This is a genomic window from Pseudomonas sp. B21-036 (genome assembly GCF_024748925.1).
GTDB lineage: Bacteria > Pseudomonadota > Gammaproteobacteria > Pseudomonadales > Pseudomonadaceae > Aquipseudomonas > Aquipseudomonas palmensis.
Genome location: NZ_CP087178.1, coordinates 4,832,560 through 4,858,079 on the forward strand (window position 1 = coordinate 4,832,560; position 25,520 = coordinate 4,858,079).

At 60.9% G+C, this 25,520-nt stretch carries 21 protein-coding genes and 2 tRNA genes; 1 reads left to right on the forward strand and 22 read right to left on the reverse strand.

Annotated features, from left to right (window positions below):
* Positions 1 to 45 precede the first annotated feature (45 nt).
* The 15 genes from pnp to rlmE all read right to left on the reverse strand — a co-directional run bounded on the left by pnp (position 46) and on the right by rlmE (position 15,387).
* A complete protein-coding gene (gene pnp, locus LOY33_RS21955) occupies positions 46 to 2,151 on the reverse strand; it encodes a polyribonucleotide nucleotidyltransferase (RefSeq protein WP_043863817.1) in 2,106 nt (701 codons plus the stop codon).
* A gap of 250 nt (positions 2,152 to 2,401) precedes the next feature.
* Entirely contained in the window at positions 2,402 to 2,671 is a 270-nt protein-coding gene (gene rpsO, locus LOY33_RS21960; RefSeq protein WP_010222985.1) for a 30S ribosomal protein S15, read from the reverse strand.
* A 153-nt stretch (positions 2,672 to 2,824) separates the two neighbouring features.
* Positions 2,825 to 3,742, reverse strand: coding sequence for a tRNA pseudouridine(55) synthase TruB (gene truB / locus LOY33_RS21965; protein ID WP_043863818.1), 918 nt, complete (start codon positions 3,740 to 3,742; stop codon positions 2,825 to 2,827).
* 3 nt (positions 3,743 to 3,745) lie between these two features.
* On the reverse strand, positions 3,746 to 4,147 hold the full coding sequence (gene rbfA, locus LOY33_RS21970; RefSeq protein WP_043863819.1) for a 30S ribosome-binding factor RbfA: 402 nt from the start codon (positions 4,145 to 4,147) through the stop codon (positions 3,746 to 3,748).
* A 122-nt stretch (positions 4,148 to 4,269) separates the two neighbouring features.
* On the reverse strand, positions 4,270 to 6,774 hold the full coding sequence (infB, locus tag LOY33_RS21975; RefSeq protein WP_054916541.1) for a translation initiation factor IF-2: 2,505 nt from the start codon (positions 6,772 to 6,774) through the stop codon (positions 4,270 to 4,272).
* A 26-nt stretch (positions 6,775 to 6,800) separates the two neighbouring features.
* On the reverse strand, positions 6,801 to 8,282 hold the full coding sequence (gene nusA / locus LOY33_RS21980) for a transcription termination factor NusA (protein WP_043863821.1): 1,482 nt from the start codon (positions 8,280 to 8,282) through the stop codon (positions 6,801 to 6,803).
* A 59-nt stretch (positions 8,283 to 8,341) separates the two neighbouring features.
* A complete protein-coding gene (gene rimP / locus LOY33_RS21985) occupies positions 8,342 to 8,800 on the reverse strand; it encodes a ribosome maturation factor RimP (RefSeq protein ID WP_043863937.1) in 459 nt (152 codons plus the stop codon).
* A gap of 130 nt (positions 8,801 to 8,930) precedes the next feature.
* Positions 8,931 to 9,007, reverse strand: a tRNA-Met gene (locus LOY33_RS21990).
* Positions 9,008 to 9,105: 98 nt separating this feature from the next.
* Positions 9,106 to 9,191, reverse strand: a tRNA-Leu gene (locus LOY33_RS21995).
* Between the two features lie 19 nt (positions 9,192 to 9,210).
* Positions 9,211 to 9,597 (reverse strand): preprotein translocase subunit SecG, encoded by a 387-nt coding sequence (gene secG, locus LOY33_RS22000; protein ID WP_078481335.1) that lies wholly within the window; start codon positions 9,595 to 9,597, stop codon positions 9,211 to 9,213.
* A gap of 3 nt (positions 9,598 to 9,600) precedes the next feature.
* A complete protein-coding gene (gene tpiA / locus LOY33_RS22005; RefSeq protein WP_058540554.1) occupies positions 9,601 to 10,356 on the reverse strand; it encodes a triose-phosphate isomerase in 756 nt (251 codons plus the stop codon).
* 66 nt (positions 10,357 to 10,422) lie between these two features.
* Entirely contained in the window at positions 10,423 to 11,763 is a 1,341-nt protein-coding gene (gene glmM / locus LOY33_RS22010) for a phosphoglucosamine mutase (RefSeq protein WP_054916542.1), read from the reverse strand.
* A gap of 20 nt (positions 11,764 to 11,783) precedes the next feature.
* Positions 11,784 to 12,635, reverse strand: a complete 852-nt coding sequence (gene folP, locus LOY33_RS22015) for a dihydropteroate synthase (RefSeq protein WP_258660083.1) — start codon at positions 12,633 to 12,635, stop codon at positions 11,784 to 11,786.
* An 8-nt stretch (positions 12,636 to 12,643) separates the two neighbouring features.
* Positions 12,644 to 14,551, reverse strand: coding sequence for an ATP-dependent zinc metalloprotease FtsH (gene ftsH, locus LOY33_RS22020; RefSeq protein ID WP_043863825.1), 1,908 nt, complete (start codon positions 14,549 to 14,551; stop codon positions 12,644 to 12,646).
* Positions 14,552 to 14,763: 212 nt separating this feature from the next.
* The gene (gene rlmE / locus LOY33_RS22025; protein WP_043863826.1) at positions 14,764 to 15,387 is read right to left on the reverse strand and encodes a 23S rRNA (uridine(2552)-2'-O)-methyltransferase RlmE; all 624 of its coding nucleotides are present in this window, start codon (positions 15,385 to 15,387) and stop codon (positions 14,764 to 14,766) included.
* A gap of 101 nt (positions 15,388 to 15,488) precedes the next feature.
* Here rlmE and yhbY point away from each other — a divergent pair, with 101 nt between their 5' ends.
* Positions 15,489 to 15,797 (forward strand): ribosome assembly RNA-binding protein YhbY, encoded by a 309-nt coding sequence (gene yhbY / locus LOY33_RS22030; RefSeq protein ID WP_038606752.1) that lies wholly within the window; start codon positions 15,489 to 15,491, stop codon positions 15,795 to 15,797.
* A 12-nt stretch (positions 15,798 to 15,809) separates the two neighbouring features.
* On the opposite strand, the gene LOY33_RS22035 is transcribed toward yhbY, so the two are convergent.
* The 7 genes from LOY33_RS22035 to dnaK form a co-directional block, all read right to left on the reverse strand.
* Entirely contained in the window at positions 15,810 to 16,205 is a 396-nt protein-coding gene (locus LOY33_RS22035) for a hypothetical protein (protein WP_043863827.1), read from the reverse strand.
* Between the two features lie 28 nt (positions 16,206 to 16,233).
* Entirely contained in the window at positions 16,234 to 16,716 is a 483-nt protein-coding gene (gene greA, locus LOY33_RS22040; RefSeq protein ID WP_185061966.1) for a transcription elongation factor GreA, read from the reverse strand.
* Positions 16,713 to 19,934, reverse strand: coding sequence for a carbamoyl-phosphate synthase large subunit (carB, locus tag LOY33_RS22045; RefSeq protein WP_043863828.1), 3,222 nt, complete (start codon positions 19,932 to 19,934; stop codon positions 16,713 to 16,715). Before carB ends, greA begins: the two co-directional genes overlap by 4 nt.
* 107 nt (positions 19,935 to 20,041) lie before the next feature.
* A complete protein-coding gene (carA, locus tag LOY33_RS22050; protein ID WP_043863829.1) occupies positions 20,042 to 21,178 on the reverse strand; it encodes a glutamine-hydrolyzing carbamoyl-phosphate synthase small subunit in 1,137 nt (378 codons plus the stop codon).
* A gap of 267 nt (positions 21,179 to 21,445) precedes the next feature.
* Positions 21,446 to 22,249, reverse strand: coding sequence for a 4-hydroxy-tetrahydrodipicolinate reductase (dapB, locus tag LOY33_RS22055; protein ID WP_043863830.1), 804 nt, complete (start codon positions 22,247 to 22,249; stop codon positions 21,446 to 21,448).
* A 13-nt stretch (positions 22,250 to 22,262) separates the two neighbouring features.
* Positions 22,263 to 23,387, reverse strand: a complete 1,125-nt coding sequence (dnaJ, locus tag LOY33_RS22060) for a molecular chaperone DnaJ (protein ID WP_043863831.1) — start codon at positions 23,385 to 23,387, stop codon at positions 22,263 to 22,265.
* A gap of 192 nt (positions 23,388 to 23,579) precedes the next feature.
* Positions 23,580 to 25,496, reverse strand: coding sequence for a molecular chaperone DnaK (gene dnaK / locus LOY33_RS22065; protein WP_043863832.1), 1,917 nt, complete (start codon positions 25,494 to 25,496; stop codon positions 23,580 to 23,582).
* Positions 25,497 to 25,520: the final 24 nt, after the last annotated feature.

Consider the following 25,520-nt stretch of genomic DNA (forward strand, 5'->3'; position numbering starts at 1 on the left):
ACGGGGCATTGGCACTACCGGGCAGTTACCTGCCCTGCTGCTGCATCAGACGCCCGACGCCTTGGCGGCGGCAACGTCCTTGATCGACAGCTTGATACGGCCGCGGTTGTCCACGTCCAGTACCAGTACTTCGACTTCCTGGCCTTCTTTCAGGATGTCGGTCACTTTCTCGACGCGAGCATCGCTCAGCATGGAGATGTGAACCAGACCGTCCTTGCCCGGCAGGATGTTGACGAATGCACCGAAGTCGACGATGCGCTCGACCTTGCCGACGTAGATCTTGCCGATCTCGGCTTCGGCAGTGATGCTCAGAACGCGCTGGCGCGCAGCTTCTGCAGCATCCTTGGTTTCGCCGAAGATCTTGATCGAACCGTCGTCTTCGATATCGATCGACGCCTTGGTTTCTTCGCAGATGGCACGGATGGTTGCGCCGCCCTTGCCGATGACGTCGCGAATCTTGTCGGTGTCGATCTTCATCGCGATCATGGTCGGTGCGTTTTCCGACAGCTCGGTACGCGACTGGCCAATGATCTGGTTCATCTGGCCGAGGATGTTCAGGCGCGCTTCCAGGGCCTGGCCCAGGGCGATTTCCATGATCTCTTCGGTGATGCCGTTGATCTTGATGTCCATCTGCAGCGCGGTCACACCCTTGGCGGTACCGGCTACCTTGAAGTCCATGTCGCCCAGGTGGTCTTCATCACCCAGGATGTCGGTCAGGATGGCGAACTTCTCGCCCTCTTTGACCAGACCCATGGCGATACCGGCTACCGGCGCCTTCATCGGTACACCAGCGTCCATCAGGGCCAGGGAAGCGCCACAGACCGAAGCCATCGAGCTCGAACCGTTGGATTCGGTGATCTCCGACACCACGCGGATGGTGTACGGGAACACGTCGGCGGCCGGCAGCATGGCCTGGACCGAACGACGGGCCAGACGGCCGTGACCGATTTCGCGACGACCAGCACCGCCCATGCGGCCACACTCGCCCACCGAGAACGGCGGGAAGTTGTAGTGCAGCATGAAGGGGTCTTTGCGCTCGCCTTCCAGGGTGTCCAGCAGCTGTGCGTCACGCGCAGTACCCAGGGTCGCAACGACCAGGGCCTGGGTTTCGCCACGGGTGAACAGGGCCGAACCGTGGGTTTTCGGCAGCACGCCGACTTCGATGTTCAGCGGGCGCACGGTCTTGGTGTCGCGACCATCGATACGTGGCTTGCCGTTGACGATGTTTTCGCGAACGGTGCGGTATTCGATTTCACCGAAGATCTCTTTGACTTCAGCGGCAGTCGGCTGGCCTTCTTCGCCGGAGAACTTGGCGATGACCTGCTCGCGCAGCTCGCCCAGGCGAGCGTAACGGTCGGCCTTGACGGTGATGGTGTAGGCATCGGACACCGCGGCACCGAATTCGCCACGAATGGCGCTCAGCAGCGGGGTGTTCTCGGCCTTGGCAGTCCAGTCCCAGGTAGGCTTGGCGGCTTCGGCAGCCAGCTCCTTGACAGCCTGGATCACGGCCTGGAATTCGTCGTGGGCGAACAGCACGGCGCCCAGCATCTGGTCTTCGGTCAGCTCCTTGGCTTCCGATTCGACCATCAGCACGGCGTCGGAGGTACCGGCAACGACCATGTCCAGGCTCGAGGCAGCCAGTTGCTCGTAGGTCGGGTTCAGCAGGTAGCCGGTGCTTTCGTGGAAAGCGACACGGGCGGCGCCGATAGGGCCTTCGAACGGAATGCCGGAGATGGCCAGCGCAGCCGAGGTACCGATCATGGCAGCGATGTCCGGATCGGTTTTCTTGCTGGTGGAAACGACGGTGCAGACAACCTGCACTTCGTTCATGAAGCCTTCAGGGAACAGCGGACGGATCGGACGGTCGATCAGACGCGAGGTCAGGGTCTCTTTCTCGGAAGGACGACCTTCACGCTTGAAGAAACCACCAGGGATCTTGCCGGCGGCGTAGGTCTTTTCCTGATAGTGAACGGACAGGGGGAAGAAGCCTTTGCCTGGATCGGCCTGTTTGGCACCGACCACGGTCACCAGCACGGTGACATCGTTGTCGACGGTGACCAATACGGCGCCGGACGCTTGACGAGCAATACGGCCCGTCTCGAGGGTAACGGTCGATTGACCGAACTGGAATTTCTTGATTACCGGGTTCACGGTTTCCTACCTTCTTCAGTGGCTCTGGGGGAACTGGTTCTTGCGAATTCTTGGGCAGCACAGGGAATCGGCCCTGTTGGCAGTCCAGATAAAACTAGAGGTTGGGAGCCTGCCCTGCCCTTGCGGTAAACCGCGCGGGCGAGGCAGACAGCCAACCTCATAGATACGCGCGGCGTGCTCACCCGCGCGGGGGCCGAAGCCCTCGGCGGATGACAGCAGCACGCCGTGCACACCACTGACCAGGCCGCTATTAGCGACGCAGGCCCAGACGACCGATCAGGGCGCTGTAACGAGTGGTGTCTTTACCTTTCAGGTAGTCCAGCAGCTTGCGACGCTGGTTTACCATGCGGATCAGACCACGACGGGAGTGGTGGTCTTTACCGTTGGCCTTGAAGTGGCCTTGCAGCTTGTTGATGTTGGCGGTCAGCAGGGCAACCTGCACTTCCGGGCTACCGGTGTCACCGGCTGCTTGCTGGTATTCGCCAACGATCTTTGCTTTTTCTTCAACGCTGAGTGCCATCTGGCTTCTCCAATATCAAGGGAAACCGTACGCACGGTTTCCAATAGGCCAGGGACAGATCCCTGTATTTAAAAGTGAGGCGTGACCGTGCCTATTGACAGCCATCCTCTTGCCCGCCAGTGCCGGGCCTGAACCCGACACTGAAGGTTTCGATCATTCCGACCGAATCAGTCGACGTGGCGCAATGCGCCCGTCTTCGCTCACTTCACCGATACCGATGAAACGACCGTTGTGATCCTGCACGCGGACCATGCCAAACTTCGGCGCATCCGGTGCACGTACCGGCTGACCATGCAGCCAGTAGAACGCGCTGTGCTCGGAGAAGTGCAGCAACGGCCAGTCCTGCAACCCGCTGTCCGATGGCATCAGGAAGCGGTCGACCGCTTCGTTGCCACCTTCGGCGTGCACCTGCTCGAGCTCTTCGAGGGTGACGGTCTGGGCCAGCTCGAAGGGGCCTGCATGCGTACGGCGCAGTTCTGCAACATAGGCGCCGCAGCCCAGCTGCTCACCGATGTCCTCTACCAGCGTACGGATGTAGGTGCCCTTGCTGCAGCCTACCGAGAGGCGTACCCGGGTGCCTTCGCACTCGAGCAGCTCCAAGCGGTTAATAGTAACAGAACGCGCTTCACGCTCCACTACTTCGCCTGCACGTGCCAGCTTGTACAGCGGCTGGCCATCGCGCTTGAGCGCCGAGTACATCGGCGGTATCTGGCTGATTGGACCACGAAACTGTGGCAGTACGGCTTCAACGTCGCTGCGACCAACGGTCACTTCGCGGGTTTGCAGAATTTCGCCTTCGGCGTCGCCCGTGTTGGTGGTCTGCCCCAGTTGCATCACCGTCTCGTAGCCCTTGTCGGACTCGAGCAGGTATTGCGAGAACTTGGTCGCCTCGCCGAAGCACAGCGGCAGCACGCCACTGGCCAGCGGGTCGAGGCTGCCGGTATGTCCGGCCTTCTCGGCGTTGAGCAGCCAGCGCACCTTCTGCAGGGCAGCATTGGAGGTGAACCCCAACGGCTTGTCGAGCAGGATGATGCCGCTGACGTTACGACGGATACGCTTGACCTGAGCCACCGCTTACTCCTTGGTGTCCAGGGGGGTATCGTCGGACTTGTGCTGGCTGTCCTCGGCGACCGCGCGCTCGATCAGTGCCGACAGATGGGCACCGCGGGTCACGCTCTCGTCGTAGTGGAAGTGCAGTTGCGGCACGCTGCGCAGCTTCATTTCCTTGCCCAGTTGCATGCGCAGGAAACCGGCGGCGCTGTTGAGCACCTTGAGGCTTTGCTTGATGTCTTCTGCGCTGTCCTCGCCCATCACGGTGATGAACACCTTGGCGTGGCCGACATCGCGGCTGACGTCGACGGCGGTGATGGTCACCAGGCCGACGCGCGGATCTTTGACTTCGCGACGGATCAGTTGCGCCAGTTCGCGCTGCATCTGATCGCCGATACGTTGGGTACGGCTGTATTCTTTTGCCATGTTTTGCTACCTGTAACTAAAGCGGCAAACGCCCGGCCAGGCTTGGGCCTGACCGGGCGTTGCGTTCAGAGCCGCCGACCTGCGCCTTGCGGCGGGCGGTCTGCGGCTCCCAAGCTCGCGGCTTAGAGCGTGCGAGCCACTTGGACTTTCTCGAAGACTTCGATCTTGTCGCCGACCTTGACGTCGTTGTAGCTCTTGACGCCAATACCGCACTCCATGCCGGCACGTACTTCGGACGCATCGTCCTTGAAGCGACGCAGCGACTCCAGTTCGCCTTCGAAGATCACCACGTCGTCGCGCAGTACGCGAATCGGACGGTTGCGGTAAACCACACCCTCGGTGACCATGCAGCCGGCGATGGCGCCGAACTTCGGCGAACGGAACACGTCACGCACTTCGGCGATACCCAGGATGTTCTCGCGAACATCGCTGCCGAGCATGCCGGTCAGGGCTTTCTTGACGTCTTCAATGATGTCGTAGATCACGTTGTAGTAACGCATATCCAGACCTTCCTGCTCGACGATCTTGCGCGCGCCGGCATCGGCACGCACGTTGAAGCCGAACAGTACTGCATTGGAAGCCAGGGCCAGGTTGGCGTCGCTCTCGGTGATACCACCGACACCGCCGCCGATCACGCGAACCTGTACTTCGTCGTTGCCAAGACCGCTGAGGGAGCCCTGCAGGGCCTCCAGAGAACCACGCACATCGGACTTGAGTACGATGTTGAGGGTTTTCTTCTCTTCCTGGCCCATGTTCTCGAAGATGTTCTCGAGCTTGCCAGCGTGGGCACGTGCCAGTTTGACTTCGCGGAACTTGCCTTGACGGAACAGAGCCACTTCACGGGCTTTCTTCTCGTCGGCAACCACGCTCAGTTCGTCACCGGCATCCGGGGTGCCATCCAGGCCAAGAATCTCGACCGGGATCGACGGGCCGGCTTCCTTAACAGGCTTGCCGTTCTCGTCGAGCATGGCCCGTACACGGCCGTAGTTCGAACCGCACAGCACCATGTCGCCCTGACGCAGGGTACCGTCCTGAACCAGCACGGTAGCCACCGGGCCACGGCCCTTGTCCAGGCGCGACTCGACCACGACACCACGGCCAGGGGCCGATGGGGTGGCCTTGAGCTCGAGGATCTCGGCTTGCAGCAGAACGGCTTCGAGCAGTTCGTCGACGCCGGTACCCATCTTGGCCGAAACCTTGACGAATGGCGTGTCGCCACCCCAGTCCTCGGAGGTCACGCCTTCGACGGCCAGTTCGTTGCGGATGCGGTCCAGGTCTGCACCTGGCTTGTCGATCTTGTTCACTGCAACGACCAGTGGAACACCTGCCGCCTTGGCGTGCTGTACCGCTTCACGGGTTTGCGGCATCACGCCGTCGTCCGCCGCGACCACCAGGATCACGATGTCGGTCGCCTTGGCACCACGGGCACGCATTGCGGTAAACGCGGCGTGACCCGGGGTGTCGAGGAAGGTGACCATGCCACGGTCGGTTTCCACGTGGTACGCACCGATGTGCTGGGTGATACCACCGGCTTCGCCGGCAGCTACCTTGGCACGACGGATGTAGTCGAGCAGGGAAGTCTTACCGTGGTCAACGTGGCCCATTACGGTCACGACCGGCGCACGGGAGAACGACTCGCCTTCGAACTTCAGGGACTCGGCCAGGGAATCTTCCAGCGCGTTGTCGCTGACCAGCGTGACCTTGTGGCCCAGCTCTTCGGCGATCAGCTGAGCAGTTTCCTGATCGAGCACCTGGTTGATGGTGACCGGAGTACCCATCTTGAACATGAACTTGACGACTTCAGCGGCCTTGACCGACATCTGCTGTGCCAGCTCGGAAACAGTGATGGTCTCGCCAATGGCCACGTCGCGGATAACCGGACCGGTCGGGCTCTGGAAGCCGTGGGCATTGCGCTTCTTCATCTTGCCCTTGCCACGGCCACCACGGCGGAAGCTGTCGCTTTCCTCTTCGGTGGTACGTGGGGCGGCACGTGGAGCTGGCGCCTTTTCCTTTTCCTTGACCTTGACCGATACGCGCGGGGCCTCGTTGCGGCGCTCGCCACCACGGCGGTCGTCGTCACGCGACTTGTCGTTGCGACGGGCGTCTTCGGCTTTCTTGCGCTCGACACCCGGGGCCGGAGCTGCAACCGGCTCGGCAGCTGCAGGCGCAGCTGTCACGGCCGGTGCTGCAGCGGCTGGCGCAGGTGCGCTGGCCGGCTGACGGCTGGCGGATTCTTCGGCACGTTTACGCGCTTCAGCTTCAGACTTTTCGCGTGCTGCGTTTTCGGCGGCACGACGTTCTTCCAGCTCGCGATTCTGCTCAGCCTGGATTTCTTCGGGGCTGCGCTGTACGAAAACTTTCTTCTTGCGTACTTCTACGCTGATGCTCTTGCTACCAGCAACACGCAGGGTGCTGGTGGTCTTGCGCTGCAAGGTAATCTTGCGCGGCTCTTCCACCTTCGCCTTGTGGCTGCTTTTCAAGTGGGTCAGCAGAGCCTGCTTCTCACTGTCGGTCACTACCTGACCGGCGTCGGTGTGCGGCAGACCTGCCTCACGCATCTGCTGCAGCAGGCGCTCTACCGGTGCAGCGACCTCTTGGGCCAATTCTTTCACCGTGACTTGCGTCATGCACTTCTCTCCTCAGGCCAGCCTACTTACTCGAACCAGTGGGCTCGGGCGGCCATGATCAACTTGCCGGCACGTTCTTCGTCGATGCCGTCGATGTCGAGCAGGTCATCAATCGACTGCTCGGCCAGGTCTTCGCGGGTAACCACGCCGCGCACCGCCAGTTCCGCCGCCAGATCCTTGTCCATACCCTCAAGCGAGAGCAGGTCTTCGGCCGGATGGGCGTCTGCCAGTTTTTCCTCAGTAGCGATGGCTTTGGTCAACAGGCGGTCCTTGGCACGCGCGCGGAGTTCGTTGACGATCTCCTCGTCGAAGCCATCGATGTTGAGCATTTCTTCCAGCGGTACGTAGGCAATTTCTTCCAGGCTGGTGAAACCTTCGTCAACGAGAACCTGCGCCAGCTCTTCGTCGACTTCCAGCTCTTCGATGAAGTTACGCAGAATGTCGCCGGTTTCAGCTTGTTGCTTGGCCTGGATGTCCGACTCGGTCATCACGTTCAGGGTCCAGCCGGTCAACTGGCTGGCCAGACGTACGTTCTGACCACCACGGCCAATGGCTTGCGCCAGGTTGTCCGCGGCTACAGCGATGTCCATCGCGTGGGCATCTTCATCAACGATGATCGCCGCGACTTCTGCCGGCGACATGGCGTTGATGACAAACTGGGCCGGGTTGTCGTCCCACAGGACGATATCCACTCGCTCGCCGCCCAACTCGCCAGACACTGCCTGTACGCGCGAACCGCGCATACCGATGCAGGCGCCTTGCGGGTCGATGCGCTTGTCCTTGGAGCGGACAGCGATCTTGGCGCGAGAACCCGGGTCACGGGAAGCCGCCATGACCTCGATAAGGCCCTCGGCGATTTCCGGCACTTCGATGCGGAACAGTTCGATCAGCATCTGGGGCGCGGTACGCGACAGGATCAGCTGCGGGCCGCGGTTTTCGGTGCGGATTTCCTTGAGCAGTGCACGTACACGCACACCGACACGGAAAGTCTCGCGGGAGATGATGTCTTCACGGGCCAGCAGCGCTTCGGCGTTGTTGCCCAGGTCGACGATCACGTTGTCACGGGTAACCTTCTTGACGGTACCCGAGATGATTTCGCCCAGACGCTCGCGATAGGCATCGACCACCTGTGCGCGCTCGGCTTCGCGGACCTTCTGCACGATGACCTGCTTGGCGGTCTGTGCAGCGATGCGGCCGAACTCGATGGACTCGATCTTCTCTTCGATGACATCGCCAACCTTGGCTTCAGGATGGGTTTCCTGAATCTTGCTTGGCCAGGTTTCGATCGCAGGATCGTCAAGATCCTCTTCCTCGACCACCGTCCAGCGACGGAAGGTCTCGTAGTTACCGGTGTGGCGGTTGATCTCCACACGCAGGTCGACTTCATCTTCGAAGCGCTTCTTGGTAGCAGTGGCCAGGGCCACTTCCAATGCTTCGAAAATCACGTCTGCCGGTACACCCTTTTCATTGGATACCGACTCAACAACCAGCAGTACTTCTTTGCTCATCGTACGCCTCGCCTTTCGCAAGCCATTGGGTCCGCACGAACTATCGGACCCGGCATGTCTCAGTCAAAACTGGGAATAATGTTGGCCTTGTCGATCATGTCGATCGGCAGAAGGAATTCGTGGTCATCTACCTGCACCACGACATCCTGCTCTTCCACACCGCGCAGAAGGCCCTGAAAATTACGTCGACCTTCGAAAGGCGAGCGCAGTTTAATCTTCACCTGCTCACCGACATACTTTGCAAACTGTTCCAGTGTGAACAGCGGGCGTTCCATGCCAGGAGAGGAAACTTCAAGGGTGTATTCAACGGAAATGGGATCTTCGACATCCAGAATGCCGCTGATCTGACGGCTGACGATGGCGCAGTCATCCACCAGCACACCGCCTTCTTTGTCGATATAAACGCGCAACATTGAGTGGCGGCCTTGAGCCGAAAACTCGATACCCCAGCATTCATAGCCTAGGGCCACGACCACCGGGGCCAACAAGGCCTGCAACTCTTCTAGCTTGCTCGACACCTGAACCCCCTTGTGCATGCTATGCAAATAAAAAATGGGCGAAGCGCCCATCCCTGATACGCCGGGTGAATACCGGCGCTGAGAACTGATCAGCTAACAAAAAGCCCCTGAAAAGGGGCTCTGCTGAAACTGGTTGCGGGGGCTGGATTTGAACCAACGACCTTCGGGTTATGAGCCCGACGAGCTACCAGACTGCTCCACCCCGCGTCAAAGCTGGGGCGAAAGTATACGACCGAACCCCGCGAGGGGTCAATCTAACCTCCACCTACAAGAAAGCCCGCTGTAGCGGGCTGTCTTGTTTCAATTGGTACCGAGAAGGGGACTCGAACCCCTACACCCTATGGGCACAACCACCTCAAGGTTGCGTGTCTACCAATTCCACCACCTCGGCAATACTACTTTGAAACCCGTTACTTCTGCTCTTGAGCTGGAGGTACATCGCCGGTGTTGCTGGCGGGTGCCTGTTGCTCCTGGAGCACCGGTACATCATCTGTTGCCGGTTTTTGCTGCTTCACTTCAAGTACCGCTGGATCTGGAAGCCCTACCTGAGTCAGCTGATGAGCTTTCTCTTTAGCAAAGTAACCTAACCCTAGGGCGGTTATGAAGAAACTGGCGGCAAGTATAGCAGTAAACTTACTAAGAAAGGTAGCAGAACCTTGGCTTCCGAACACAGTATTTGAAGCCCCTGCGCCGAAAGATGCACCTGCTTCCGCACCTTTACCCTGTTGCAGCAACACCAGCACTACCAAACCCAGTGCGCCCAACAGATGAAAAACTACTACGACTGTTTCCAGCATTTTTCAGTTTCCTGCGGCGCGACAAATTGCACCGAATTCGTCTGCGTTCAGGGAAGCTCCACCAATGAGCCCCCCATCGATATCCGGCATGCCGAACAGCTCAGCCGCATTGGCCGCCTTCACGCTGCCGCCGTATAGAAGCCGCACATTCATCGCGACCTCTGAATTCTTTGCCGCCAGTTGCTCGCGAATGGCCTTGTGCACATCCTGAGCCTGTTGCGGGCTGGCCGTGAGGCCGGTGCCGATGGCCCATACAGGCTCATAGGCAATGATTGCACTGGCGAAGGCCTCAACACCGAATGCTTCGATGATGCTGCTCAACTGACGCCCTACAACCTCAAGCGTCTTGCCAGCTTCGCGCTCCTCCAGGGTTTCCCCCACACAGAGCACAGGCTTCAATCCGCAAGCCTGAGCCGCAGCGAACTTGCGATTCAGTACTTCGTCGCTTTCGCCCAGTATCTGGCGACGCTCCGAGTGCCCGATCAGCACCAGCTCACATCCCGCATCGACCAGCTGACTCGGAGCAACCTCACCGGTCAGCGCGCCTTGCTGGGGCTCTACCGCAGAATCCTGAGCACCCACGGCTATCGACTTGCCCTGCAACCCTTCAATCGCTTGATTGATGTACAGGCAGGGCGGGAACACCGCGACTTCAACACCGCTCGGCAGGGCTAGATTGCTCAAGCCCTTGATCAGCTCAGCGACGCTGGCGCGGGTACCGTGCATCTTCCAGTTACCAGCTACCATAGGGCGACGCATGCTGTACCTCGTCGGTCAAAGTGGGCGCAGATGTTACCCAACCCGATCACCACTGGCAAGCGCTAATCAGGCGCAAACTTCAGTTACCAGCTTTGCCAGTTCCTCGGCATAGCCGCGCACCTGACTTTCGTCATCACCTTCGACCATCACACGCACCAGTGGCTCTGTGCCGGACTTGCGTAGCAGCACGCGACCACGACCCGCCATGGCCTCGGTGACCCGCTCGCAGGCCTGCTTGACCGCCGGGTGCTCGACAGGGTCTACCTTGCTCTCGCCAAAGCGAACATTGATCAGCACCTGCGGGCATTTGCGCAGCGCCTGACGGGCCTGAGCCAGGGTTTCACCGCGACGCTTGAGCGCCATCAGCACCTGCAGGGCAGCGATGATCGCATCCCCTGTGGTGGTATGACTGAAGCACACCACGTGCCCGGAGTTCTCGCCGCCGATGTTCCAGTCGCGCTCCAGCAGTTCGGCCATCACATAGCGGTCACCCACCTTGGCACGCACAAACGGTATCGAGAGCTCCTGCAAGGCCAGTTCGAGGCCCAGGTTGCTCATCAGCGTACCCACAACGCCACCATTGAGCTTGCCACGCTCCTGGAGGTCACGGGCAATGATGAACAGCAATTCGTCACCATCGACGATCGCGCCGGTATGGTCGACCATCAGCACCCGGTCACCGTCACCGTCGAACGCGATCCCCAGGTCGGCATGCCCTACCAGCACCGCCGCCTGAAGCGACTCGATATGGGTCGAACCGCAGTTCTCGTTGATGTTGAGGCCATCCGGCTGCGCAGCCAGCACCGTGACATCGGCGCCGAGCTCGCGAAACACGCTGGGGGCCACCTTGTACGTGGCGCCGTGGGCGCAGTCGACCACCAGCTTGAGGCCGGCGAAATCGGTACTGGTCGGCACGCTGCTTTTGCAGAATTCGATGTAGCGGCCGGCCGCGTCGTTGATGCGCGACACCTTGCCCAGCTTGCTCGACTCGACCACGGTCATGGGCTTGTCGAGCAACTCCTCGATCATCTGCTCTACATCGTCGGGCAGCTTGGTGCCCTGACCGGAGAAGAACTTGATGCCGTTGTCGTCATGCGGATTGTGCGACGCACTGATGACGATCCCGGCTTCGGCATGGAAGGTGCGGGTCAGGTAGGCGATGGCCGGCGTCGGCATCGGGCCGAGCAGCAGCACATCTGCGCCCGCCGCCGACAGACCGGCCTCAAGGGCCGACTCGAACATGTAGCCGGAGATACGCGTGTCCTTGCCTACGAGCACCCGGCAGGCGCCGAGCTTGCGAAAGGCCATGCCAGCGGCCCAACCGAGCTTGAGCATGAAATCCGGCGTGATCGGGTATTCGCCGACACGGCCACGAATGCCGTCGGTACCAAAATATTTTCTGCTCATCGTGAAATGCTCCGTCACTCTTATTCGGCGGCTTCAACCGCTGCAATCATCCGTACCACGTCGACGGTCTCGGCAACATCATGAACCCGCAGGATGCTCGCACCCCGGGTCATCGCCAGCGCAGCAAGCGCCAGGCTGCCATAAAGCCGCTCACCGACCGGACGCTCCAGCGCCAGGCCGATCATGCTCTTGCGCGAAACGCCCACCAGGAGGGGACGGCCCAGGCGATAAAGGTCCTGCATATGCTTGAACAGGCTGAGGTTGTGCGCAAGCGTCTTGGCAAAACCAAAGCCCGGATCGAGCACAATCTTTTCGGCGCCGATACCCACCGAAGCACAGGCTGCCATGCGCTGCTCGAGAAACATCGCCACCTCGACGGTTACATCGTCGTAGTGCGGGTTGTTCTGCATGTCGCCGGGCTCGCCGCGCATGTGCATAAGGCAGACCGGCAAACCGGTGGCTGCAGCGGCATCCAGGGCGCCATCGCGGGTCAGCGAGCGCACATCGTTGATCAGCCCCGCGCCCAGGCGGGCAGTCTCGCGGATCACCGACGGCGTCGAGGTATCGACCGAGATGATGACATCCAGCTCGCGACTGATCGCTTCGACAATGGGTGCAACCCGCTCGAGCTCTTCGAGAGCAGTGACCACGCGTGCACCTGGCCGGGTGGACTCCCCGCCGACATCGACAAGCGTAGCACCGGCCGCCACCATCGCTTCGGCATGGCGCAAGGCCGCATCACGCTGGGTGAAACGACCGCCGTCCGAGAAGGAATCAGGGGTTATGTTGAGGATACCCATCACATGGGTACGGGAAAGGTCGAGAACCCGGTTGCCGCAAGGCAACCGGGTTGGGTACTGCTTTGAAGTCATGTCAACCCTTAGAGCTGCGCCGCCGGACCACCGATCGGGGACTCGGGGCGATCACCTTGCGTGGCAGAGGTGCCCGAAGTGCCCGAACCACCTTCCCAGTCACGTGGCTCACGCGGCTCGCGACCGGCCATGATGTCGTCGATCTGGTCGGCATCGATGGTCTCGTACTTCATCAGCGCATCGGCCATGGCATCGAGCTTGTCACGGTTTTCGGTGAGAATCTGCTTGGCAGTGGCATAGCACTGGTCGATGATGCTGCGCACCTCGGAGTCGATCAACTTGGCCGTCTCGCCCGAAACGCTGGCGTGCTGGGAACCGGCACTGCGGCCCAGGAACACCTCGCCTTCTTCTTCGGCGTACATCAGCGGACCGAGTTTTTCCGACAAGCCCCACTTGGTGACCATGTTGCGAGCGATCTGGCTGGCTCGCATGATGTCGTTGGAGGCACCCGTGGTAACGCCATCGAAGCCAAGGGTCATTTCCTCAGCGATACGACCACCGTACAACGAGCAGATCTGACTGATCAGCGCACGCTTGGACAGGCTGTAGCGGTCCTCTTCCGGCAGGAACATCGTGACGCCCAAGGCGCGACCGCGCGGAATGATCGAGACCTTGTACACCGGGTCGTGCTCGGGCACCACGCGACCGACGATGGCATGACCCGCCTCGTGGTAAGCGGTGTTCTGCTTCTCTTTCTCGGACATGACCATCGACTTGCGCTCGGCGCCCATCATGATCTTGTCCTTGGCCAGCTCGAACTCCTTCATCTCGACCACACGCTTGCCGCCGCGCGCAGCGAACAGCGACGCCTCGTTGACCAGGTTGGCCAGGTCGGCACCGGAGAAGCCGGGCGTACCACGGGCGATCACGGCAGGGTTCACGTTGTCGCCGATCGGCGTCTTGCGCATGTGCACCTTGAGAATCTGCTCGCGACCACGGATGTCGGGCAGGCCCACGACCACTTGGCGGTCGAAACGGCCTGGACGCAGCAACGCAGGGTCAAGCACGTCCGGACGGTTGGTAGCGGCGATCACGATGATGCCGTCGTTCATTTCGAAGCCATCCATCTCCACCAGCAACTGGTTGAGGGTCTGCTCGCGCTCGTCATGACCACCGCCCATGCCGGCGCCACGGTGGCGACCGACGGCGTCGATTTCGTCGATGAAGATGATGCACGGTGCGTGCTTCTTGGCCTGCTCGAACATGTCACGTACACGGCTGGCACCGACACCCACGAACATTTCAACGAAGTCGGAACCGGAAATGGTGAAGAACGGCACCTTGGCCTCACCCGCAATGGCCTTGGCCAGCAGGGTCTTACCGGTACCGGGCGGGCCGACCATCAGCACGCCGCGCGGAATACGACCGCCCAGGCGCTGGAACTTGCCTGGATCACGCAGGAACTCGACCAGCTCGCCAACCTCTTCCTTGGCTTCATCGCAACCTGCGACGTCGGCCAGGGTGGTCTTGACCTGGTCTTCGGAGAGCAGGCGCGCCTTGCTCTTGCCGAAACTCATCGGCCCACCCTTGCCACCGGCACCGCCCTGCATCTGGCGCATGAAGAACATGAACACGGCGATGATGACCAGGATCGGGAAGCTGGCGACCAGCAACTGGGTCCAGATGCTTTGTTGTTCAGGCTGCTTGCCTTCGACCACGACGTGGTTGTCGACCAGGTCGCCGATCAGGCCGTTGTCGGCGATCGCGGGACGCACGGTCTTGAAGCTGTCGCCGTCGGTACGCTTACCAATGATGACTGCACCGTCGACCGTCACACGCTCGACCTTGCCATCCTTGACCTGCTGAATGAAGTCGGAATAGTTGAGGGTCTGCGGCTCGTTCGGGCTGGAGAAGTTGTTCATCACGGTCACCAGGACCGCGGCGATGATCAACCACAGGATCAGATTCTTTGCCATGTCGTTCAATTAGCTACCCTCTGAGGCAGGCCTTAGGCGCAGCCGTGCCTCGCATGATAATCACCGGCTTAACTTACTACATTACCTACATGTCTGCAGGCGCCGTCTGTAACCCTTTGTGAAACCTAGACTACACGATGTTCATCCAGGTCAGGCAGGACATCCGATTGGAAATAGCTATCGGATACCCTGGAAGCTGCCGGCCTGAAGCCCTACTCGCCCTTGTAGCCACGCCCCAGCATGTATTGCTCGCGGGAGCGATCGCGTGAAGAATCGGGCTTGAGCATCTGCACCTTGTCGAATTTCTTGCGGGCGTCCTTGAGGTAGACGTCAAACCCCTCGCCCTGAAAGATCTTGATCAGAAAATCGCCACCCGGCTTGAGTACCCGGGTCGCCAGATCAAGGGCCAGCTCGCACAGGAACATGGCCTTGGGCATATCCACAGCGGGCGTACCACTCATATTGGGGGCCATATCGGAAATCACAAGGTCTACGTGCGAATTACCGACCGCCTCGAGAATCTGCGCCAGCACTTCATCCTGGGTAAAGTCGCCCTGGATGAAGGTAACGTCGGGAATACTGTCCATTTCGAGGATGTCGGAGGCGATCAGACGCCCCTGACCGCCAATCAGACGACTGGTCACCTGCGACCAGCCACCGGGCGCCGCGCCCAGATCGATCACGCTCATGCCCGGGCGGATCAAACGGTACTTTTCCTGGATTTCGAGCAATTTGTAGCTCGCGCGCGAGCGATATCCGTCCTTTTGCGCCTTTTTGACGTAAGGATCGTTGAAGTGTTCTTTCAGCCAGCCAAGGCTTGTCTTGGAACGCGCCACTGGGCACCTCGATGATAAGGGTCGTGATTAACTGGGCGGATCCACGGGCCCTCGGGTAAAATGGCCGCCATTTTTACAAAATCTAGACAAAGGGTCAGATTATGCCGCTCAATAACGAGCAGAAGAAACAGTACAAATCCATTGGCCACGATCTGAAACCAGTTCTGATTGTGGCAGGCAACGGCCTGACTGAAGGGGTTATCGCCGAACTCGAGCGCGCCCTGGCCGATCACGAACTGATCAAGGTAGAGATCCGCTCGGAAGACCGCGAAGAACGTGCCGCCGCCATTGCCGCACTGTGCAAGGCCGGTCGCGCCGAACTGGTGCAGACCATCGGCAAGAAGGCACTGATCTATCGCCGCAACCCGCAGCCCAACAAGCAACTGTCGAACATCCACCGCTACAAGTGATGTTCGCGCCGTTCAGTGGCGCGCCTTGCGCGCCCTGCCCGGCGGCGGCTGCAGCACCAGCAGCAAACCGCTGAGGCCCAGCACCAGGTAGCAGAACAGCTGCCAACGCAACTGCCCCGCCCCGCCAACCCGCAAGACGAAATACATCACGCACGCCGCCACTGCCATCAGCAGCAGTTGCCCACGCATGTCTCGCCACAGGCTGGCCATCCCTTCGGCCTGAATCAGCACCAGCACCTGCACGCCGCAGCCCACCGCCGCAAAGGCGACCAGCAGCGACGCGGCCAGCACGCCAAAATCTTCGATCAATAGCGGCGCCAGGCCAATCTGGCCCAGCACCGGCAGTACCGCAAAATGCAGCATCCACACGCCGCCGACCCAGAGCACCTGGGCCAGCTGCCAGATCACTGCCGACGCGGCAAAGCCGCGCGGGCGATCAAATGTGACGGACTTCGACAATCTCGTACTCGACTGTGCCGCTCGGCGTCTTGATCACCACAGTGTCACCCTCTTCCTTGCCGATGATGGCGCGGGCGATCGGAGCACCGACCGAGAGCTTGCCGTTCTTGACGTCAGCTTCATCCTCACCAACGATCTGATAGGTCACCTGATCGCCGGTTTCGGTGTTTTCAAGGTCCACGGTGGTGCCGAAGATCACCTTGCCCGTGTGGGCAATGGTGGTAACGTCGATCACTACCGCGTTCTGCAGGCGGCCTTCGATATCGCGGATACGCGCCTCGACCATGCCCTGCTCTTCACGGGCAGCGTGGTACTCGGCGTTTTCCTTGAGATCGCCCAGCTCGCGGGCTTCGCCAATCGCCTGGCTCAGGCGCGGGCGCTCGGTCTTGCTCAAAAAGAGATGCTCTTCCTCCAGGGCGCGAGCGCCCTGAACGGTCATCGGGTATTTGGTAATACTCATGCTTTGAGTCCTGCATGCAGATCCTGCAAGCGACGTACGGTTTTTTCCGGACCGAACTTCAGCGCTTCGCAGATGGCTTCACCGGCCGCAATAGTCGTGGTGCAGTAGATCTTGTGCTGCAACGCATTGCGACGAATCGAGTAGGAGTCGGCAATCGACTGGCGACCTTCGGTGGTGTTGATGATCAGCGACACTTCGTCGTTCTTGATCATGTCGACCACGTGCGGACGACCTTCGGTCACCTTGTTCACGCGACGCACTTTCAGGCCTGCCGCCTCGATGATCTTGGCGGTACCGGCCGTGGCAACCACTTCGAAGCCCAGGTTGATCAGGTCGCGGGCAACGCCAGCCACCTGCGGCTTGTCGTCGTCACGCACGCTGATGAACGCGGTGCCGCCGGTCGGCAGCACTTCGCTGGCGCCCATCTGGGCCTTGGCGAAGGCTTCGCCGAAGGTGTCGCCGACACCCATGACTTCACCGGTGGACTTCATTTCAGGGCCGAGGATCGGATCGACGCCCGGGAACTTAGCGAACGGGAACACCGCTTCCTTCACGCTGTAGAAGTTCGGAATGATTTCCTGGGTGAAACCGATCTCTTTCAGGGTCTTGCCGGCCATGACGCGAGCCGCAATCATCGCCAGCGAGGTGCCGATGCACTTGGACACGAACGGCACGGTACGCGAAGCACGCGGGTTGACCTCGATCACGTAGATCTTGTCGCCCTGCAGCGCCAGCTGCACGTTCATCAGGCCGACAACGCCCAGCTCCAGTGCCATCTTCTTGACCTGGTCGCGCACTTCGTCCTGCACGTGGGCAGGCAGCGAGTACGGCGGCAGCGAGCATGCCGAGTCACCGGAGTGAACACCGGCCTGCTCGATGTGCTGCATGATCGCGCCGATCACAACGTCGGTGCCGTCGCAGACCGCATCCACGTCCATCTCGATGGCGCAGTTGAGGAAGTGGTCCAGCAGCACAGGGCTGTCGTTGGACACTTGCACCGCTTCACGCAGGTAGCGCTTGAGTTCGTCCAGTTCGTAGACAATCTCCATCGCACGGCCGCCCAGTACGTAGGACGGGCGCACCACCAGCGGGTAACCAATGACGCCGGCAGCACGAATCGCTTCGTCTTCGCTGCGCACGGTGGCGTTTGGCGGCTGCAGCAGGTTCAGGCGCTGAACCATCTGCTGGAAGCGCTCACGGTCTTCGGCGCGGTCGATGGAGTCCGGGCTGGTACCGATGATCGGTACGCCGGCTTCTTCCAGGGCACGGGCCAGTTTCAGCGGAGTCTGGCCGCCGTAGTGCACGATGACGCCCTTCGGCTTCTCGACACGCACCACTTCCAGCACGTCTTCCAGGGTCAGCGGCTCGAAGTACAGGCGGTCGGAGGTATCGTAGTCGGTGGAGACGGTCTCCGGGTTGCAGTTGACCATGATGGTCTCGTAGCCGTCTTCACGCAGGGCCAGTGCCGCATGGACGCAGCAGTAGTCGAACTCGATGCCCTGGCCGATACGGTTGGGGCCGCCACCCAGGATCATGATCTTGTCGCGGGTCGACGGGTTGGCCTCGCACTCTTCCTCGTAGGTGGAGTACAGATAGGCGGTGTCGGTGGCGAACTCGGCTGCGCAGGTATCGACGCGCTTGTAGACCGGGAAGATCTCGAGCTTGTGGCGGTGACGACGCAGGTTCTTGTCGGTGATGCCCAGCAGCTTGGCCAGGCGCTGGTCAGAGAAGCCCTTGCGCTTGAGGCGCAGCATCAGTGCCTTGTCGATATCGGCCAGGCCCAGGGTCTTGACCTTCTCTTCTTCCTTGATCAGGTCTTCCATCTGCACCAGGAACCAGCGGTCGATCATGGTCAGGGCGAAGATTTCATCCACGCTCATGCCCGAACGCATGGCGTCGGCCACGTACCAGATACGCTCGGCGCCCGGCACGGTCAGCTCGCGCTTGAGGATGCTGGCAGCTTCCGGGCTGGCCAGGTCGACTTTCGGGTCCAGGCCGCATACGCCGACTTCCAGGCCGCGCAGGGCTTTCTGCAGCGACTCCTGGAAGGTGCGGCCGATGGCCATGACTTCACCCACGGATTTCATCTGGGTGGTCAGGCGGGCATCGGCTTTCGGGAATTTTTCGAAGGCAAAGCGTGGCAGCTTGGTGACGACGTAGTCGATCGACGGCTCGAACGAGGCCGGCGTACGACCACCGGTGATGTCGTTCTGCAGTTCATCGAGGGTGTAGCCAACAGCCAGCTTGGCGGCGATCTTGGCGATCGGGAAGCCGGTGGCTTTCGAGGCCAGGGCCGAGGAACGCGAAACCCGCGGGTTCATCTCGATCACGACCATGCGGCCAGTGTCCGGGCAGATACCGAACTGCACGTTGGAGCCGCCGGTTTCGACACCGATTTCACGCAGCACCGCCAGCGAGGCGTTGCGCATGATCTGGTATTCCTTGTCGGTCAGGGTCTGTGCCGGTGCGACGGTGATCGAGTCACCGGTGTGCACGCCCATCGGGTCGAAGTTCTCGATGGAGCAGACGATGATGCAGTTGTCCTTTTTGTCGCGGACCACTTCCATCTCGTACTCTTTCCAGCCGATCAGCGATTCGTCGATCAGCAGTTCCTTGGTTGGCGACAGGTCCAAACCACGGGCGCAGATTTCTTCGAATTCTTCACGGTTGTAGGCGATGCCGCCACCGGTGCCGCCCATGGTGAAGGACGGACGGATGATGCACGGGAAGCCCAGCTTCTCGAGCACCGCATTGGCCTCTTCCATGCTGTGGGCGATACCCGAGCGCGGGCATTCCAGGCCGATGGCCTTCATGGCCTTGTCGAAACGCGAGCGGTCTTCGGCCTTGTCGATGGTGTCGGCGTTGGCACCGATCATTTCCACGCCGAATTTTTCCAGGACGCCTTCGCGCTCCAGGTCCAGCGCGCAGTTCAGCGCGGTCTGGCCGCCCATGGTCGGCAGCAGCGCGTCAGGGCGCTCCTTCTCGATGATCTTGGCCACCGACTGCCACTTGATCGGCTCGATGTAGGTGGCGTCGGCCATGGCCGGGTCGGTCATGATGGTGGCCGGGTTGGAGTTCACCAGGATGACGCGAAAACCCTCCTCGCGCAGGGCCTTGCAGGCCTGGGCGCCGGAGTAGTCGAATTCGCAGGCCTGGCCGATCACGATCGGGCCGGCGCCGAGAATCAGGATGCTTTTGATGTCTGTACGTTTTGGCATGGGTTGTCACTCAAATCCGCGGGTCAGTGGGCAAGCTGTGTCGAACAATCCACTCGAGGAGCGCCTGAACGCGGCCTGTGCCGGTTCAGGGCTGCCTCCGGGGGTGCTCAGCGGCGCTTGGCCATGGCATCGATGAAACGATCAAAGAGTGGCGCGACGTCGGTCGGGCCCGGGCTCGCCTCAGGGTGACCCTGGAAGCTGAAGGCGCTCTTGTCGGTGCGCTCGATGCCCTGCAGGGTACCGTCGAACAGCGACTTGTGGATGGCGCGCACGTTACCTGGCAGGGTCGCTTCATCTACCGCGAAACCGTGGTTCTGGCTGGTGATCATCACCACGCCGGTGTCCAGGTCCTGGACCGGGTGGTTGGCACCGTGGTGACCATGACCCATCTTGACGGTCTTGGCACCGGAGGCCAGGGCCAGCAGCTGGTGGCCCAGGCAGATACCGAACACCGGCACTTCGGTTTCGAGGATTTCGCGGATCGCCTGGATCGCGTAGTCGCAAGGCTCGGGGTCGCCCGGGCCGTTGGACAGGAACACGCCATCGGGGTTGAGCGCGAGCACTTCGCTGGCCGGGGTTTGCGCCGGCACCACGGTGACGCGGCAGCCGCGCTCTACCAGCATGCGCAGGATGTTCAGCTTGACGCCATAGTCGTAGGCCACGACGTGGTACGGCAGCTCGGCGGCGTCGATGGTCGGGTGGCTGTCGGTCTTCAGGTTCCACACGCTGGAGCGCCACTCGTAGCGGCTCTTGGTGCTGACGACCTTGGCCAGGTCCATGCCCTTCAGGCCTGGGAAGCCGCGCGCGGCTGCGATGGCCGCCTCTTCAGAAATGTTGTCGCCAGCCAGGATGCAGCCGTTCTGCGCGCCCTTCTCACGCAGGATGCGGGTCAGGCGACGGGTGTCGATACCGGCAATGGCCACCACATTGTTGGCCTTGAGGTAATCGGACAGCGACATCGTGTTGCGCCAGTTGCTGGCGATCAGCGGCAGGTCACGGATGACCAGGCCGGCCGACCAGACCCGATCGGACTCGGCGTCTTCCGGCGTGGTGCCGGTGTTGCCGATGTGCGGGTAGGTCAGGGTAACGATCTGCTGCGAGTAAGAAGGGTCAGTCAGGATTTCCTGATAGCCGGTCATTGCGGTGTTGAACACCACCTCACCAACGGTCTGACCGTCGGCTCCAATGGCCTCACCGCGAAAAATGCTGCCATCGGCAAGGGCGAGTATGGCTGGCTTAGTCAAGAAGACCTCCCAAAAATAAAGCCTGAAGGGGCGATCGCAGGTTGCAAAAAAGCGGAATGACGTATAGACACGTCACCCCGCTTTCTTCGTCGAATTATCTGCGCGCTTTTAGTGGACACACTAAAGCTGTAGCTTACAGAAAAAGGCTTTTTCGGTCTACCACTGATGTGCCTGAAAGGCATGGGAATGCGACAGAAAGTCGCTTGTTTCAAACGCTCGGCCAGGGAGGCCGGCGAAGGGGCCGCATGGCAGCCCCTGATGCAGCGATCAACGCAGGTCGAGCACGTCCTGCATGTCGTACAGGCCCGGCGCACGCCCATCCAGCCACAGCGCGGCACGTACCGCACCCTTGGCGAAGGTCATGCGGCTGGATGCCTTGTGGGTGATCTCCAGGCGCTCGCCGTCAGCGGCGAACAGCACGGTATGGTCACCCACCACGTCGCCGGCACGCACGGTGGCAAAGCCGATGGTCTTGCGGTCCCGCGCGCCGGTCTGGCCTTCCCGGCCATACACGGCCACTTCCTGCAGGTCACGACCAAGTGCATTGGCCACCACCTCGCCCATGCGCAGCGCGGTACCCGACGGCGCATCCACCTTGTGACGGTGATGGGCCTCGATGATCTCGATGTCCACATCGTCGCCCAGCACGCGCGCCGCCATGTCCAGCAGCTTCAGGCTGAGGTTGACGCCAACGCTGAAGTTGGCGGCAAACACGATAGGGATGTCCTTGCCCGCCTCGGCCAGCAGTTGCTTCTCTTCAACACTGAAACCGGTGGTGCCGATGACCATCGCCTTGCCCGCCTTGCGGCAGAACGCCAGGTTCTTCAAAGTCACCGAAGGATGGGTGAAGTCGATCAGCACATCGAACTCGTCGACCACCCGATCCAGATCACCCGACAGCGGCACACCAATACGCCCCAGCGCCGCCAGCTCGCCGGCGTCAGCCCCGACCAGCGTGCTGTCCGGACGATCCACGGCGGCGGTCAGGCCCGCCCCCGGCGTCTGCTGCACCGCCTCGATCAGGGTCTTGCCCATCCGCCCTGCCGCGCCCATTACCGCTATACGTCGCATGCCCTGTTCCTTCTTACAGATCGCCGAAGAAGCGCTTCACGCCTTCGAACCAGCCATTGGCCTTGGGAGAATGGCAGCTGTCGCCATCCAGCGAAACACGCAACTCTTCGAGCAGCTCACGCTGACGACGGCTCAGGTTGACCGGCGTTTCTACCGCCACCCGGCACATCAGGTCGCCCGCACCACCGCCACGCACCGGCGCAACGCCCTTGCCGCGCAGACGGAACTGCTTGCCGGTCTGGGTCCCCTCGGGGATCTTCAGCTTGACCCGGCCATCGAGGGTCGGCACTTCCAACTCGCCACCCAGCGCCGCATCGGTGTAGCTGATCGGCACTTCGCAGTACAGGTGCTTGCCGTCGCGCTGGAAGATCGGGTGCTCGCGCACATTGATCACCACGTACAGGTCGCCGGTCGGGCCACCCTGGGAACCTGCCTCGCCTTCGCCCGACAGGCGAATGCGGTCACCGGTATCGACGCCGGCCGGCACCTTGACCGAGAGGGTCTTGTACTCTTCGACACGGCCTTCGCCATGGCACGAATCGCACGGGTCGGTGATGATCTTGCCCTGGCCGTGACAGCGCGGGCAGGTCTGCTGCACCGAGAAGAAGCCCTGCTGCATGCGCACCTGGCCAATACCGCCGCAGGTCGGGCAGGTCGAAGGCGACGAGCCCTTCTTGGCACCCGAGCCATCGCACGGCGCACAGTTGACCAGCGTCGGCACACGGATGTTGACCGTGGTGCCGCGCACGGCCTCCTCCAGGTTCAGCTCGAGGGTGTAGCGCAGGTCGCTGCCACGCTGAGCGCCACCGCGACCACCGCCCCGGCCACCGCCGAAGAAGTCGCTGAACACATCACCGAAGATGTCGGAGAAGTTGGCGCCACCGAAACCGGCACCGCCGCCACCCATGCTCGGATCGACACCGGCATGACCATACTGATCATACGCAGCACGCTTGCTGGCATCGGAGAGCACTTCGTAAGCCTCGTTGGCTTCCTTGAACAGCTCTTCCGAGGCCTTGTCATCAGGATTACGGTCTGGGTGGTGCTTCATCGCCAGGCGACGATAGGCCTTCTTCAGGTCGGCCTCGCTCGAGCCGCGCTCGACTCCCAGAACCTCGTAATAGTCACGCTTTGCCATAATTCTTTGCACTCTTGAGGACGTTCGGCATACCTCGGCGCATACCGCGCTGTGCCGCCAGCATTCGAGCACGCTCGAATGCTGTAAAAATTCGGGTATTCCAGACACGCCAACGCGGGAGCAAGCCCCCGCGCGGCGACATCCTACCAGTCACTGCCGAACAGCAGTCAACCGGGCGACAACCTGTAGCTATTACTTGTTGTCTTTTACTTCTTCGAACTCAGCGTCGACCACGTCGTCGTGCTTGGGCTCTTCAGCTTCTGGCTGAGCACCGCCCTGAGGCTGTTCGGCCTGCTCGGCGTACATCTTCTGAGCCACTGGCGCGGAGACCTTCGACAGCTCTTCGACCTTGGCTTCGATGGCAGCCTTGTCGTCGCCTTTGACAGCGGCTTCCAGGGCGACAACGGCAGCTTCGATAGCAGCCTTCTCGTCCGCGGTTACCTTGTCACCGGCGTCGGCGACCATCTTGCGGGTCGAGTGAACCAGCGCGTCACCCTGGTTGCGGGCAGCGGCCAGCTCTTCGAACTTGCGGTCTTCCTCGGCGTTGACTTCAGCGTCACGCACCATCTGCTGAATTTCTTCCTCGGACAGACCCGAGTTGGCCTTGATCACGATCGACTGCTGCTTGCCGGTCGCCTTGTCCTTGGCACCTACGTGCAGGATGCCGTTGGCGTCGATATCGAAGGTCACTTCGATTTGCGGTACGCCACGTGGTGCTGGCGGAATCTCGGCCAGGTCGAATTTACCCAGCGACTTGTTCTGCGCGGCTTGCTTGCGCTCGCCCTGCAGCACGTGAATGGTCACGGCGCCCTGGTTGTCGTCGGCCGTCGAGAACACCTGCGACTTCTTGGTCGGGATGGTGGTGTTCTTCTCGATCAGCGCAGTCATCACGCCACCCATGGTTTCGATACCCAGGGTCAGCGGGCTGACGTCCAGCAGCAGCACGTCTTTCACGTCACCAGCCAGTACGGCGCCCTGAATGGCAGCACCCATGGCGACAGCTTCGTCAGGGTTCACGTCCTTACGTGCTTCCTTGCCGAAGAAGTCGGTCACCAGCTTCTGCACCAGTGGCATGCGGGTCTGACCGCCGACCAGGATCACGTCGTTGATCTTGCTCACGTCGATACCGGCGTCTTTCAGCGCGATGCGGCATGGCTCGATGGTGCGCTGAACCAGGTCTTCGACCAGCGATTCCAGCTTGGCGCGGGAAATCTTCACGTTCAGGTGCTTAGGACCGGTGGCGTCTGCAGTGATGTACGGCAGGTTCACGTCGGTCTGCTGGCTCGAGGACAGCTCGATCTTGGCTTTTTCGGCAGCTTCTTTCAGGCGCTGCATGGCCAGCGGGTCACCCTTGAGGTTCATGCCGCTTTCTTTCTTGAATTCGTCGACGAGGTAGTCGATCAGACGAATGTCGAAGTCTTCACCACCCAGGAAGGTGTCGCCGTTGGTAGCCAGTACTTCGAACTGGTGCTCGCCGTCGACTTCAGCGATCTCGATCACCGACACGTCGAAGGTACCGCCACCCAGGTCGTAGACGATCACGGTGTGATCACCCTTGGCCTTGTCCATACCGTAGGCCAGTGCGGCTGCGGTCGGTTCGTTGATGATGCGCTTGACGTCCAGACCGGCAATGCGACCGGCGTCCTTGGTAGCCTGACGCTGGCTGTCGTTGAAGTAGGCAGGTACGGTGATGACCGCTTCGGTCACTGCCTCGCCGAGATAGTCTTCGGCGGTTTTCTTCATCTTTTTCAGAATTTCAGCCGAGATCTGAGGCGGAGCCATCTTCTGGCCGTTCACTTCCACCCAGGCGTCGTTGTTGTCAGCCTTGACGATCTTGTAAGGGACCATCTGAATGTCTTTCTGAACGACTTCTTCGTCAAAACGACGGCCGATCAGACGCTTTACCGCGTACAGGGTGTTGTGCGGGTTGGTCACCGCCTGACGCTTGGCCGACTGGCCGACCAGGATCTCGCCGTCATTGGCGTAGGCAATGATCGAAGGGGTGGTACGAGCGCCTTCGGCGTTCTCGATGACCTTGACGTTGCCGTTTTCCAGAATGGAGACACAGGAGTTGGTGGTCCCCAGGTCGATACCGATAATTTTGCCCATGTTAACTCTCCCGAAACTTTGGAT

Bases quoted from the DNA above. Each gene is read 5' to 3' on its own strand.
- rpsO (WP_010222985.1), bottom strand. From the start codon at position 2,671: ATGGCACTCAGCGTTGAAGAAAAAGCAAAGATCGTTGGCGAATACCAG.
- rbfA (WP_043863819.1), bottom strand. From the start codon at position 4,147: ATGGCAAAAGAATACAGCCGTACCCAACGTATCGGCGATCAGATGCAG.
- infB (WP_054916541.1), bottom strand. From the start codon at position 6,774: ATGACGCAAGTCACGGTGAAAGAATTGGCCCAAGAGGTCGCTGCACCG.
- nusA (WP_043863821.1), bottom strand. From the start codon at position 8,282: ATGAGCAAAGAAGTACTGCTGGTTGTTGAGTCGGTATCCAATGAAAAG.
- secG (WP_078481335.1), bottom strand. From the start codon at position 9,597: ATGCTGGAAACAGTCGTAGTAGTTTTTCATCTGTTGGGCGCACTGGGT.
- tpiA (WP_058540554.1), bottom strand. From the start codon at position 10,356: ATGCGTCGCCCTATGGTAGCTGGTAACTGGAAGATGCACGGTACCCGC.
- glmM (WP_054916542.1), bottom strand. From the start codon at position 11,763: ATGAGCAGAAAATATTTTGGTACCGACGGCATTCGTGGCCGTGTCGGC.
- folP (WP_258660083.1), bottom strand. From the start codon at position 12,635: ATGACTTCAAAGCAGTACCCAACCCGGTTGCCTTGCGGCAACCGGGTT.
- ftsH (WP_043863825.1), bottom strand. From the start codon at position 14,551: ATGGCAAAGAATCTGATCCTGTGGTTGATCATCGCCGCGGTCCTGGTG.
- yhbY (WP_038606752.1), top strand. From the start codon at position 15,489: ATGCCGCTCAATAACGAGCAGAAGAAACAGTACAAATCCATTGGCCAC.
- greA (WP_185061966.1), bottom strand. From the start codon at position 16,716: ATGAGTATTACCAAATACCCGATGACCGTTCAGGGCGCTCGCGCCCTG.
- carB (WP_043863828.1), bottom strand. From the start codon at position 19,934: ATGCCAAAACGTACAGACATCAAAAGCATCCTGATTCTCGGCGCCGGC.
- dapB (WP_043863830.1), bottom strand. From the start codon at position 22,249: ATGCGACGTATAGCGGTAATGGGCGCGGCAGGGCGGATGGGCAAGACC.
- dnaJ (WP_043863831.1), bottom strand. From the start codon at position 23,387: ATGGCAAAGCGTGACTATTACGAGGTTCTGGGAGTCGAGCGCGGCTCG.
- dnaK (WP_043863832.1), bottom strand. From the start codon at position 25,496: ATGGGCAAAATTATCGGTATCGACCTGGGGACCACCAACTCCTGTGTC.